11 protein-coding genes and 1 tRNA gene are annotated in these 12,332 nt (G+C 65.8%); 10 read left to right on the plus strand and 2 right to left on the minus strand.

Annotated features, from left to right (window positions below):
• Nucleotides 1-63: 63 nt before the first annotated feature.
• The 3 genes from AC3IS2_RS05955 to AC3IS2_RS05965 all read left to right on the plus strand — a co-directional run bounded on the left by AC3IS2_RS05955 (nucleotide 64) and on the right by AC3IS2_RS05965 (nucleotide 2,186).
• Entirely contained in the window at nucleotides 64-990 is a 927-nt protein-coding gene (locus AC3IS2_RS05955) for a hypothetical protein (protein ID WP_489199739.1), read from the plus strand.
• A gap of 115 nt (nucleotides 991-1,105) precedes the next feature.
• Entirely contained in the window at nucleotides 1,106-1,747 is a 642-nt protein-coding gene (locus AC3IS2_RS05960; protein ID WP_489199740.1) for an ATP-dependent Clp protease proteolytic subunit, read from the plus strand.
• 118 nt (nucleotides 1,748-1,865) lie between these two features.
• Nucleotides 1,866-2,186 (plus strand): hypothetical protein, encoded by a 321-nt coding sequence (locus AC3IS2_RS05965; RefSeq protein WP_489199741.1) that lies wholly within the window; start codon nucleotides 1,866-1,868, stop codon nucleotides 2,184-2,186.
• A gap of 41 nt (nucleotides 2,187-2,227) precedes the next feature.
• Here the strand turns inward: AC3IS2_RS05965 and AC3IS2_RS05970 are convergent, their stop codons facing one another.
• On the minus strand, nucleotides 2,228-2,875 hold the full coding sequence (locus AC3IS2_RS05970) for an HAD-IB family hydrolase (protein WP_489199742.1): 648 nt from the start codon (nucleotides 2,873-2,875) through the stop codon (nucleotides 2,228-2,230).
• A 193-nt stretch (nucleotides 2,876-3,068) separates the two neighbouring features.
• Here AC3IS2_RS05970 and clpX point away from each other — a divergent pair, with 193 nt between their 5' ends.
• From clpX to AC3IS2_RS06000, 6 genes are all read left to right on the plus strand, one after another.
• On the plus strand, nucleotides 3,069-4,337 hold the full coding sequence (clpX, locus tag AC3IS2_RS05975; protein WP_292037519.1) for an ATP-dependent Clp protease ATP-binding subunit ClpX: 1,269 nt from the start codon (nucleotides 3,069-3,071) through the stop codon (nucleotides 4,335-4,337).
• Between the two features lie 364 nt (nucleotides 4,338-4,701).
• Nucleotides 4,702-7,101 (plus strand): endopeptidase La, encoded by a 2,400-nt coding sequence (gene lon, locus AC3IS2_RS05980; RefSeq protein ID WP_489199743.1) that lies wholly within the window; start codon nucleotides 4,702-4,704, stop codon nucleotides 7,099-7,101.
• Between the two features lie 114 nt (nucleotides 7,102-7,215).
• Nucleotides 7,216-7,494: an HU family DNA-binding protein gene (locus AC3IS2_RS05985; protein ID WP_489200107.1), complete on the plus strand. Its 279-nt coding sequence runs from the start codon at nucleotides 7,216-7,218 to the stop codon at nucleotides 7,492-7,494.
• 52 nt (nucleotides 7,495-7,546) lie between these two features.
• Nucleotides 7,547-7,623: transfer RNA gene (locus AC3IS2_RS05990), tRNA-Val, on the plus strand.
• A 348-nt stretch (nucleotides 7,624-7,971) separates the two neighbouring features.
• Complete coding sequence (locus AC3IS2_RS05995; RefSeq protein ID WP_489199744.1) at nucleotides 7,972-10,134, plus strand: TonB-dependent receptor; 2,163 nt, start codon at nucleotides 7,972-7,974, stop codon at nucleotides 10,132-10,134.
• Nucleotides 10,134-11,258, plus strand: a complete 1,125-nt coding sequence (locus AC3IS2_RS06000) for a PepSY-associated TM helix domain-containing protein (RefSeq protein ID WP_489199745.1) — start codon at nucleotides 10,134-10,136, stop codon at nucleotides 11,256-11,258. The genes AC3IS2_RS05995 and AC3IS2_RS06000 overlap by 1 nt, the downstream gene beginning before the upstream one ends.
• 62 nt (nucleotides 11,259-11,320) lie before the next feature.
• Here the strand turns inward: AC3IS2_RS06000 and AC3IS2_RS06005 are convergent, their stop codons facing one another.
• Nucleotides 11,321-11,770 carry a MerR family transcriptional regulator gene (locus AC3IS2_RS06005; protein ID WP_489199746.1) on the minus strand — a complete coding sequence of 150 codons (450 nt, stop codon included), beginning with the start codon at nucleotides 11,768-11,770 and terminating at the stop codon, nucleotides 11,321-11,323.
• A 137-nt stretch (nucleotides 11,771-11,907) separates the two neighbouring features.
• Here AC3IS2_RS06005 and AC3IS2_RS06010 point away from each other — a divergent pair, with 137 nt between their 5' ends.
• The gene (locus AC3IS2_RS06010) at nucleotides 11,908-12,300 is read left to right on the plus strand and encodes a hypothetical protein (RefSeq protein WP_489199747.1); all 393 of its coding nucleotides are present in this window, start codon (nucleotides 11,908-11,910) and stop codon (nucleotides 12,298-12,300) included.
• Nucleotides 12,301-12,332: the final 32 nt, after the last annotated feature.

A 12,332-nucleotide genomic window follows, 5' to 3' on the forward strand; every position in this document is an offset into this window, starting at 1 on the left:
CACATTGCGGTCCTATTCTTTTGGCTGCTTCCTTGAAGAACGTTGAGATGCGGAGGTGGTCGGATGGCGTGGCTTGCGGCAGGGATGATGGGACTGGCGTTGTTCTCGGCGCCCGTCGATCAGGAGCGGCCCCGATCGGGCGCGAGCGCTGATCAGGAGGCTACCGAGCTTGGCGATATCGTCGTGCAGGGGCGACGTATCGACGAACAGGTCAGCGGGTTCATTGACGAGGTCATCGCGGCGCCCAGCGGCCGGGGGCCGGCGCGTTGGCGGGACAGCATCTGCGTTGGCGTGGCCAATATCCGGGGCGAGGCCGCACAGTATGTCGTCGATCGGGTTTCCCAGGTCGCCCTTGAGGTGGGGCTTGAGATAGGCGAACCGGGGTGCCGACCGAATATTCTGATCATCGGCTCGCCTGACGGGGCGGGCATGGCACGGGGTCTGGTGGATGCCCGTCCCCGCGTGTTCTGGCCCGGCGGCTCGGGCATGAACCGCAGCCGGGCCGCGCTGGATGCGTTCCAGAACAGCGAGGCGCCCGTGCGTTGGTGGCACATCAGCGTGCCGGTGGATGCCCAGACGGGAACGCGAGCTGTCCGGCTTCCGGAGGACGAGGAGCCGATCAGGATCGAAAGGACCACCTCGGGCCGCCTGCGGACCGCGATCCGGAACGATCTCAATCGGGTGATCATCATCCTGGATCTGACCAAGACGGATGGGCTGAATTTCCGGCAGATTGCGGATTACGCCGCCATGGTGGCCTTCTCCCAGGTCGATCCCGACGCGGACATCAGCGGCTATGATTCGGTGCTGGGCCTGTTCTCGCATCCTGCGGCGACCGAGGGGCTAACCGATTGGGACATGGCCTATCTCAAGGCCCTGTATGCTGCGGAGCTGAATCAGGGCGCAGCCGTCCATCAAACCGGCGAAGTTCGCGGCTTGATGGCGCGTGACCGGAAGGGCGCCGCGGCCGTCAACGAGCCGCAGGACTGACGTTCTCGCAGAAGTCCGCCCGACCCGGCCTTGCGCGTCGCGGGTCGGGTGGTGATATCTTGGCGACTGAGGTCGCGGCAGCGAGTCGCGCCGACAGAATTCGAAAAAGGCCTTCATGCGCGATCCGATCGACTACATCTCCAACAACCTGGTGCCGATGGTGGTGGAGCAATCCAGCCGCGGCGAACGGTCGTTCGACATCTTTTCGCGCCTGCTGCGCGAGCGGATCATCTTCCTGACCGGCCCGTTCGAGGACGGCATGGCCTCGCTGATCTGTGCCCAGCTGCTGTTCCTGGAATCGGAAAACCCGAAAAAGGAAATCAGCATGTACATCAACAGCCCCGGCGGTCAGGTGACGTCGGCGCTCGCGATCTACGACACCATGCAATACATCAAGTCGCCGGTCTCGACCGTGGTCATGGGCATGGCCGCATCGGCCGGTTCGCTGATCCTGACGGCCGGTGAAGCCGGCCAGCGCATCGCCCTGCCGAATGCGCGCGTCATGGTGCACCAGCCCTCGGGCGGCTTCCGCGGCACGGCCTCGGACATCGAGCGCCACGCCGAGGACATCATCGCCACCAAGCGTCGCCTGAACGAGATCTATGTCCACCACACCGGCCGGACCTATGAGGAAGTCGAGCGCACCCTGGACCGCGACCACTTCATGACCGCCGAGGAAGCCAAGGCCTGGGGCATCGTCGATCACGTCTATGACAAGCGCGCTCAGGCCAACGACGACGGCGTGAAGGCGCCCTAAGCCCGCAAAGGCTTAGCCTGCGACGATCAGCGAGGCGGGGTCCGGCGACGGGCTCCGCCTCGAATCGTTTTGAGCCGCTGACGATCAAGGTGCGCGGCTTTCGTGCTATCAGGCGCCCATGCAATACACGCGCGATTCCAAAGGCACGGTCGAAGTCGACGGCGACATCTATGAGTGGGAGGTCCGCCGCCAGCCCCAGCCCAAGTCCGGGGGACAATGGGAGGGGATGGCCGTCAGTCTGCGCCTGGTGGACTTCCAGCGCGAGGCCATCATCCAGTTCCCCATGCCCATGCGCGCCAACGGCCGGCCCGACCTGGAGAAGCAGCGCGTCAACGTCGACGCCGTACGCAACGCTGTGACCTCGGCCATGGAGGCGGGGTGGAACCCCACCTCGCGCGGCAAGGCCGTGGTCTTCGACGTGGACGCCGATGGCCGCTGATCGCCAGGGCTAGTCCTCAGGGTAGTCCTTGGGGCCGGCCTTCAGGGGCGGCCGTGGAAGACGCGGAAGCCCTTTTCCTCGGCGATGGCGATCATTTCCGTGTCGCCCGAGGTGTCGCCATAGGCGGCGGCCAGCGTCATGTCCGCTCCATAGGCGGCGCGCAGACGGCGCACCTTTTCCTCGCCCCGGCAGTTCTCGCCCGTGAAGGCGCCCGTGACGCGGTCTTGCGCGTCAAACGCCAACTGGGTGCCCAGTAGGCCCTCGGCGCCCAGGCGGCGGGCGAAGGGGGCCACGGTCGTTTCCGGCGAGGCGGTGACGATGACGCGGTGCGCGCCCTTCTCGCCCCAGGCGTTCCAGCAGGCGAGGGCGTCAGCGCGCATGAAGCGGTCCCAGACTTCGGCGGCATAGCGTTCGGCCTCGGCCTCCAGCGTCTGGCGCTCCACGCCCAGCAGGAACTCGCGCACCGAGGCGGCCTTGATCCGGCCCCGGTCGCGGTCGCCGACATAGGCCGCCAGCGCCGGCGCCATCTTCGCCAGACCGATCGCCCAGCCGCCCGCGCCGGCCCGCCAGCGCAGGAAGGCGGTGAAGCTGTCGCGAATCGTCAGGGTGCCGTCGAAGTCGAAGGCGACGATGGGGCGGTCCCCGGCAGGGGACTGGCGAAACGATTGTGCGGCGCCCATGTCAGACATTAGCCGTGATCCCCATAGAAACTGTCCTGTCCGTCCCTGTTCGCGCATTGTCGTGTCGCAACAGGGTTGTGGCGGAACGTGTGATGGGTGATTGTCTTTTTTTGAAGACCTTCGTGCATAGATTCACGGATCGACCACGAGGTAAGCGCCTTCCGTCCCATGTCGGGCCGGATCGCGGGAGTGAGAAGGGTCTATGACCAAAGCCGCCGGCACAGACGCCAAAAGCACGCTCTACTGCTCTTTCTGTGGAAAGAGCCAGCACGAGGTGCGCAAGCTCATCGCCGGACCGACGGTGTTCATCTGTGATGAATGCGTCGAGCTGTGCATGGATATCATCCGCGAAGAGCACAAGATCGCCTTCAAGACGACCAAGGACGGCGTTCCGACTCCGAAGGAGATTCGCGACGTCCTGGACGACTATGTGATCGGCCAGAGCCACGCCAAGAAGGTGCTGAGCGTCGCCGTCCACAACCACTACAAGCGCCTGAACCACGCGACGAAGAACAACGACGTCGAACTGGCCAAGTCGAACATCATGCTGATCGGGCCGACCGGCTCGGGCAAGACGCTGCTGGCCCAGACGCTGGCGCGCATCATCGACGTGCCGTTCACCATGGCCGACGCCACGACCCTGACCGAAGCCGGTTACGTGGGCGAGGATGTCGAGAACATCATCCTGAAGCTGCTTCAGGCGTCGGACTACAACGTCGAGCGGGCTCAACGCGGCATCGTCTACATCGACGAAATCGACAAGATTTCGCGCAAGTCGGACAACCCGTCGATCACCCGCGACGTGTCGGGCGAAGGCGTGCAGCAGGCCCTGCTGAAGATCATGGAAGGCACCGTCGCCTCCGTGCCTCCGCAAGGCGGCCGCAAGCATCCGCAGCAGGAGTTCCTGCAGGTCGACACCGCCAACATCCTGTTCATCGTCGGCGGCGCCTTCGCCGGCCTTGAAAAGGTGATCTCGGCGCGCGGGGCAGGGGCCTCGATCGGCTTCGGCGCCAAGGTCAAGGAAATCGACGAGCGCCGCACGGGCGACATCCTCAAGGGCGTCGAGCCGGACGACCTGATGCGTTTCGGCCTGATCCCCGAGTTCATCGGCCGTCTGCCGGTTCTGGCGACGCTGGAAGACCTGGACGAAGCGGCGCTGGTCACCATCCTGACCGAGCCGAAGAACGCCCTGGTCAAGCAGTACAAGCGCCTGTTCGAGATGGAGAACGTGACGCTGACCTTCACCGACGACGCCCTGTCGGCGGTGGCCAAGAAGGCGATCACCCGCAAGACCGGCGCCCGCGGCCTGCGTTCCATCCTGGAAGGCATCCTGCTGGAGACCATGTTCGAACTGCCGACCTTCGAAGGCGTCGAGGAAGTCGTGGTCAACGCCGAGGTGATCGAGGGCCGCGCCCAGCCGCTGCTGATCTACTCGGAAAGCTCCAAGAAGAAGGCCGAAGGCGCCGCCTGATCGGGCGACGCGCAGTCGGAAGGGGGCGGCGCCGGCGACGGCCCGCCCCCTTTTCCATTCTGAGGGGCCGATGTGCGGCCTCGGCGCCACAGACCGTCCGGGACAGGATCGCGTCGTTATCCGTCCACAAGGCATGAACCGGCCTCAAGGCTGGTCAGAGCCGAACGGGTCGTCCACCGTGGCCGTTGAACCACGCTTCTGTGGGCCATCCGACCGCCACGCTTGAACCGGGCGTCCCACGAACCACATACTCACACGAAGGCCGCCGGAATCGGCGGGTCGTTCTGAGAAGTCTGGGCATTCGCGCCGAGGCGTTTCAGGGCGGCGGGCCGGAGATCTCCGAAGGCCCTGGAAAGTACGCATCATGACCGAGAGCAAAATCCTCCCCGTCCTGCCGCTGAGAGACATCGTCGTCTTTCCGCACATGGTCGTGCCGCTGTTTGTCGGCCGCGAGAAGTCCGTGCGGGCGCTCGACGAGATCATGAAGGGCGACAAGCAGATCCTGCTCGCCACCCAGAAGAACTCCGTCGACGACGATCCGGCGGCTGACGCCATCTATCAGACCGGCGTCCTGGCCACCGTCCTGCAACTGCTGAAGCTGCCCGACGGCACCGTGAAGGTGCTGGTCGAGGGCAAGGGCCGCGCCCGCCTGACGCGCTTCACCGATCGCGAGGACTATTACGAGGCCGAGGCCGTCGAGATCGCCGACGAGGAAGGCGACGCCTCGCAGAGCGAAGCCCTGCTGCGCGCGGTGATCGAGCAGTTCGAAAACTATGTGAAGCTGAACAAGAAGGTCCCGCCCGAGGCCCTCAGCTCCATTCCCCAGATCAGCGACCCGTCCAAGCTGGCGGACAGCGTGGCCGCCCACCTGTCAGTGAAGATCGCCGACAAGCAGGGGTTGCTGGAAACCATCGCCGTGCCGGCGCGCCTGGAGAAGGTCTATGGCCTGATGGAGGGCGAGATCAGCGTCCTTCAGGTCGAGAAGAAGATCCGCTCGCGCGTGAAGCGCCAGATGGAGAAGACCCAGCGCGAATATTATCTGAACGAGCAGATGAAGGCGATCCAGCGCGAGCTGGGCGAGACCGACGACACGCGCGACGAACTGCTGGAACTCGAAAAGCGCATCCGCAAGACCAAGCTGTCCAAGGAAGCGCGCGCCAAGGCCGATGCGGAGCTGAAGAAGCTGCGCAACATGTCGCCGATGTCGGCGGAATCGACCGTGGTGCGGAACTACCTCGACTGGCTGCTGTCGATCCCTTGGGGCAAGGCCAAGACCAAGCCCATCGACCTGCAAAAGGCCGAGGACATCCTCGAGGAGGACCACTACGGCCTCGAGAAGGTCAAGGAACGGATCATCGAGTATCTGGCGGTCCAGGCGCGCACCGGCAGCCTGAAGGGTCCGATCCTGTGCCTGGTCGGCCCTCCCGGCGTCGGTAAGACTTCGCTGGCCCAGTCCATCGCCAAGGCGACGGGGCGTGAGTACGTCCGCATGTCGCTGGGCGGCGTACGCGACGAAGCCGAAATCCGCGGCCACCGCCGCACCTACATCGGCTCCATGCCCGGCAAGATCATCCAGTCGATGAAGAAGGCGAAGACGACCAACGCCTTCGTTCTGCTGGACGAGATCGACAAGCTGGGCGCCGACTGGCGCGGCGACCCGTCCTCGGCCCTGCTGGAAGTGCTGGACCCGGCGCAGAACTCGACCTTCGGCGACCACTATCTGGAGGTCGAGTACGACCTGTCGCAGGTCATGTTCGTGACGACGGCCAACAGCCTGAACATGCCTCAGCCTCTGATGGACCGGATGGAGATCATCCGGGTCAGCGGCTACACCGAGGACGAAAAGGTCGAGATCGCCAAGCGCCACGTCCTGCCGAAACAGCTCAAGGACCACGGGCTGAAGGAAGGCGAGCTGATCGTCCCGGAAGAGACGATCCACGACCTGATCCGTTACTACACGCGTGAAGCCGGCGTGCGTTCGCTGGAACGCGCCCTGGGCGGTCTGGCCCGCAAGGCCGTGCGCGAGATGGCCAAGACCAAGGCCGTCTCCATCACCGTCGATGGGGCCAAGCTGGCCGAATACGCGGGCGTGAAGAAGTTCCGCTATGGCGAGACGGACGCCGAGGATCAGGTGGGCATCGTCACCGGCCTGGCCTGGACCGAGTTCGGCGGCGACATCCTGACCATCGAGGCGATCAAGATGCCGGGCCGCGGCCGCATGACCGTGACCGGCAACCTGAAGGAGGTGATGAAGGAGTCGATCTCCGCCGCCGCCTCCTACGTCCGCAGCCGCGCCCTCAGCTTCGGCGTCAAGCCGCCGGTGTTCGAGAAGACCGACATCCACGTGCACGTTCCGGACGGCGCGACGCCCAAGGACGGCCCCTCGGCCGGCGTAGCCATGACGGTGGCCATGGTCTCGGTCCTGACCGGCATCCCGATCCGCAAGGACATCGCCATGACCGGCGAGATCACCCTGCGCGGCCGGGTCACCGCCATCGGCGGGCTGAAGGAGAAGCTGTTGGCCGCGCTGCGGTCGGGCGTGAAGACGGTGCTGATCCCTCAGGAGAACGAAAAGGATCTGGAGGACGTGCCGGAGAACGTGAAGTCGGCGCTGGAGATCGTGCCGATCTCGACCGCGGACGAAGCCTTGCGATGGGCGCTGACGGGCGCCCTGACGCCGGTCGAATGGGACGAGGCGGCCGAGCCGCTGCTGCCCACGCCGCAGGCGCCGCCGACCCAGGACGGATCCGCCGTCAGCCACTAGGCGGCCATGCAAGAACAGACCAGCGCGCGGCCCGGGGGAACCCGGGCCGCGTTGCTTTTTGACGTCAGCGTCAGGAAGGCTTTAAGTGCGCCCGGGAAAATGCTGGGGAGCGAAATTATGACCAAGGCGGAGTTGATCGGCGTCATGGCCGAGGCGGCGGGCATCAGCCGCGACCAGGCCAAGCTGGCGCTGGAGGCCTTCACCGACAATGTGACGAGTTCGCTGACGCGCGGCCGCGACGTGCGTCTGGTCGGTTTCGGCAGCTTCATCGCGGTGGAGCGCAAGGCAGGGACGGCCCGCAATCCGCAAACGGGCGAGACCATCGCGCGTCCAGCCTCGCGCACCGCGCGCTTCCGGGTTGGGGAAGGATTGAAAAGCGCCTTGAACGGCTGAGCGGAGACGGGCAATAAGCGCGCCTGACGCGCAACGTCACGTGTCACCTTGTGGGCGGCTAGCTCAGCTGGTCAGAGCATCTCGTTTACACCGAGAGGGTCGGCGGTTCGAACCCGTCGCCGCCTACCAAATTTTCCTAGCAAAATCAGTATATTATGCCGATTTTGTTGAGTCAGATTGTTCCGGGTTCGGAGTAATTTGGGTCAAGGGGGGCAATAGGGGGGCAGTTTCTGCGGATTTCGCTGAAATGTCCTGAACCGGTTTGGAGCCCTAGGAGGTGTTCTGAGCCGAGGCGATCATCCGAGTTTGATCAAGTTCTCGCATGCGTGCGCTTCGGTGACCTGGCGCGCCGCTCTAGGCAGGACTTTATGAGGCTGGGTCGCCATACCCACATTGCGCAATCCGCAGTTCGGGTAGTTTGGTGTTGCAAATCGCTCGCAATTGCATTTAAGCGCGGGGCTTCTTCAGGAGCCTCCGATGTCCTTCCCCTCGACCGCCCCGTTGCCGCGCCGATCCTATAGCCTTGCCGCTGCCTTGCTGGCAGGGACGGCCCTCGCATCGACCGCCGCCGCCCAGACGGTGCGGCAGGAGCCGGCGGTCAGCACGGTCGACGAGGTGGTGGTGACGGCGGCGCGGACCATCCTGCCAGCCAGCGCGCTGCCGATGACGGTGGAGGTCATCGACCGCAAGGCCCTGTCGGAACAGGTGGCCATCAGCGGCTCGGTGATCGACGCGGTCGCGACCCTGTCGCCGTCCTTCTCGCCGACGCGGCAGAAGCTGACCGGCTCGGGCGAGAGCCTGCGCGGTCGTTCGCCGCTGTTCGCCATCAACGGCATTCCGCAATCGACGCCGATCCGGGACGGCTCGCGCGACGGCTACACGATCGACCCCTTCTTCGTGGACCGGGTCGAGCTGATCTACGGCTCCAACGCCCTGCAGGGCATCGGCGCGACCGGCGGCGTGGTCAATCAGGTGACGGTCGGTGCGCCGACCGAGGACGGCCTGACCGGGCGGATGCTGGCCCAGGTGTCCAGCTCGGGCGGGCCGGAAGGTGATGGCGTCGGGGCCAAGCTGGGCGGTCTGGCGGCCTATCGCCACGGTGATTTCGACGGCGTTTTCGGCGTCGCCTATGATCAGCGTGGCGCCTTCTATGACGCCAACGGCCGCCGGGTCGGCGTCGACAACACCCAGGGCGAGGTGCAGGATTCCAAGGCCCTGTCCTTCTTCGGGCGCTTCGGCTGGGATCTGACGGACACGGTGAGGCTGGACCTGCTGGCCAACCGGTTCGAGCTGAAGGGCGACGGCGACTATGTCCGTGTCCCTGGCGATCGCAACATCGGCCGTCCGGCCAGCAGCGAGCGCGGCCAGATCGAGGGCGAGCCCGCCGGAAACCGGGTCGAGACGGTTTCGGCTTCTCTGACCGACAGCGACCTGTGGGGCGGCGACTTTAGCGCCCAGGTCTTTTTCAACCGCACGCGCGACACCTTCGGCGGCGACCGTTCCGCCACCATGCAGGACGCCAGCATCGCGCCGATCGGCACCCTGTTCGACCAGTCGTCGAACCGCTCGCGCAAGCTGGGCGCGCGCGCCAGTTATGAGCGGGCCGTGCCGGGTGTGCCGGGCCTGACCGCGACCCTGGGTCTGGATACCCTGAAGGATCGCACCGAACAGCTTCTGATCGCCACCAACCGCGCCTGGGTGCCGCCGACCGAGTTCCAGAGCGTCGCGCCTTTCGTTCAGGCCAACATGCGCCTGTTCGACGGCAAGGTGCGCCTGGCCGGGGGCGTGCGTCAGGAAAACGTCGAGCTGTCGGTCAATGACTTCACCACCTTGGCCTCCTACGGCTCGCGCCGGGTGACGGGCGGCAAGCCCAAGTTCGAGGCCACCCTGGTCAACGGCGGCGTGGTCTATGAGCCCCTGGACGGGGTGCGCGCCTACGCCAGCTACGCCGAGGGCTACACGGTGCCGGACGTCGGCCGCATCCTGCGCTCGATCAACGTGGACGGGGTCAAGGTCGACAGCTTCCTCGACATCAGTCCGGTGGTCTCGGACAATCAGGAGATCGGTCTGGAGGTGAAGCGCGGGCCGTTCGAGGCCGGGGCAACCTATTTCTGGTCTTCGTCGGACCTGGGGCAATTCCTCGTTCGCAACCCTGACGGCGTCTATGACGTCCAGCGTCAGGCGGTCGAGATCGAGGGGCTGGAACTGAACCTGCGCGCTCGCACTCCGATCGAGGGGCTGACGGTTTCGACCGGCTATGCCCGCCTGCGCGGCCAGACCGACACCAATGACGACGGCCGGGTGGACCAGGATCTGGACGGGGCCAATATCTCGCCGGACCGGATCAATGCGGCGGCGATCTACGCCAATGGGCCGCTGTCGGCCCGTCTGCAGGTCCAGGCCTATCTGGCGCGGGACTTCGAAGGCGGCGACGTGCGCAACAACTTCGAAGGCTACACCGTGGCCGACGCCTATCTGCGCTATGACTTCGCCTTCGGCGGGGTGTCACTGGCGGTGCAGAACCTCTTCAACGAGGACTATGTGACCTATAGCTCCGACACCAGCAATCCGACCGACAACCTGCGCTACTTCGCCGGCCGGGGCCGTTCCTTCACCCTCGGGTGGGATCGTCGCTTCTGATGCGTCTGGTCCGACTGGCGCATCGCTGGACCGGGGGGCTGATCGGCCTGCTGCTGTTCGTCCTGGGGCTGACCGGAACCGTTCTGGTGTTCAAGGACGACTGGTTGCGCGCCGTCGTGCCCCACGCGACCGAGGCGCGGGTTTCGGACCCCCAACTCATCGGCGCGGCGCTGGATCGGGCCTTCTCGGCGCCCGACCGGCCGCGTTCGGTCATCCTGGCGGACGATCGGCTGGGCGTTCATCGCCTGAACTATGAGGACAAGACGCGCGGGGCCTATGCGGCCCAGTCGGGTCAGGTGGTGGCGCGCTGGGATAGCCTGTGGGCGCGGCCAGAGCTTTGGCTGTTCGACCTGCACCACTATCTGCTGATCGGCGATACGGGAAAGACCATCGCCGGCATCGCGGGCCTGGCCGGTCTAGGGTTCGTCATTACGGGGGTGATCCTGTGGTGGCCGACGCGGCGGACCTTCGTCCTCGCGGTCCTGCCCAGAACCTGGAAGCGGCCGGGGATCGTCAAACACCATCGCGACATGGGGGTATGGAGCGCGCCGGTGCTGGCCGTCGTGCTGGCGACGGGAGCGATCGTGGCGCTGTCGCCCCTGTATGACGGCCTGGCCAAGGCCCTGTCGCCGCGCGTGGATCTGGAAGCGGCCATGGCCCAGCCGAAGCATGAGGGAGGGCTGCTGTCCGCCGAACTGGACTGGTCGGCCATGATGACAGCGGCGCAAGGCCGTTTCCCGGACGCCGAGCCGCGCATCGTCTCCCTGCCGACCAAGCCCGGCGGTCTCATCGGCCTGCGGATGCGGCGGGCGGCGGAATGGCTGCCCAACGGCCGGACCCAGGTCTGGTTTGATCCCGCCGACGGGCGGATCGTCGGGACGCGCGACGCCCTGGCGCTGCCGCTTGGACTTCGGGTGGTCAACGCCCAGTATCCCCTCCACGCGGCCAAGGTCGGGGGCCTGGCCTACAGGCTCGTCGTCGCGATCGCGGGTGTGGCGCTGACCCTTCTGGGCTCTCTGGCCGTCATGACCTTCTGGTCCAATCCGAGCGGGCTTCCGAAGCGGCGACGCCCAAGAGCGCGGCCTGTCCAAGATGTTGGAGCGGGCGGAGCTTCGCCAGACTGAGACGGGCGGGGAGGGGGCGCGCGCCAGAAGGCGACGCTTGGCCAGGCCGTTTCTCTCGTCCCTCAGGCGGCCTTCGGTCCGCAGCACGACTTCTGTCGCGTCTGCGCCAGGTCTTCCAGGATCGCACAATTCGGACTGGGGCCGCTGACGCAGGCGGCGTCGCAGTCGCTCACGAGTTTCGACAAATCAGCTTCGAGCGCCTGGAGTTCAGCCAGTTTTGTCTGGACGACGTTCAGATTCTGGCGGGCGAGGTCGCGCGCATCGAGGCAGGAATGGTCGCCGCCGTTCTCGAGCAGATCGATCAGACTGCGGACCTGCTCGATCGGGAACCCGAGTTCCCGGCATCGACGGATGAAGGTCAGTCGCTGGAGATCGGCGTCGCCATAGGTGCGATGACCTCCGTCACGGCGCTCGGCCCGGCGTACCAGCCCGATTTGTTCGTAGTAGCGGATCGTCGGCGGGGTCGCGCCGCTGCGCTTGGCGAGGGCGCCGATCGAAAGCTCGCGGTCCATTTGGGTCCTCAACGAATAGGGCTTGAACCTCAAGTTACTTTAAGTCCTACAAACCGTCCAACGGATCGGCGCGCTGCGCCCAGTTCGAACTCTGTGGGTCGCTCGACCCTGGCCCAAACCTGTGGATGCTGTTGATCATGACGTCTCTCAATCCCAGTTCGCCGCTCAAGGCCGATCAGGCCAAGGGAGGCGTGGACCAGAAGGCGGTCGGCGTCGGCTCCATCGTGGCGACCTCAGGGGCGGTCGTCGCCTGTGCGGCCTGCTGCGTCGTGCCGCTGGCCCTGCCTATCATCGCCCTGGCGGGTTTCGGCGGCGTCCTGGCCTGGCTGTCCGGCGCCCATGTCTGGATCACCGCCGTCGCCGTGATGATCGTGGTCGCCGCCTGGGCCTGGCTGGCGTGGCGCACCTTCAGCCGCCGCCTGCGACCGGCAAGGTCCACCCTCATCATGATGATGATTGCGACGGGTCTGCTGGCGCTCGCCCTGCTGTGGCCGCGTATTGAACCGGCCCTGCTGCAGGCTCTGCGATGAGCGTCCGCTTCAGGCCGCGATGGGCGGTTCTC

The organism is Brevundimonas sp. KH_025, assembly GCF_057839885.1.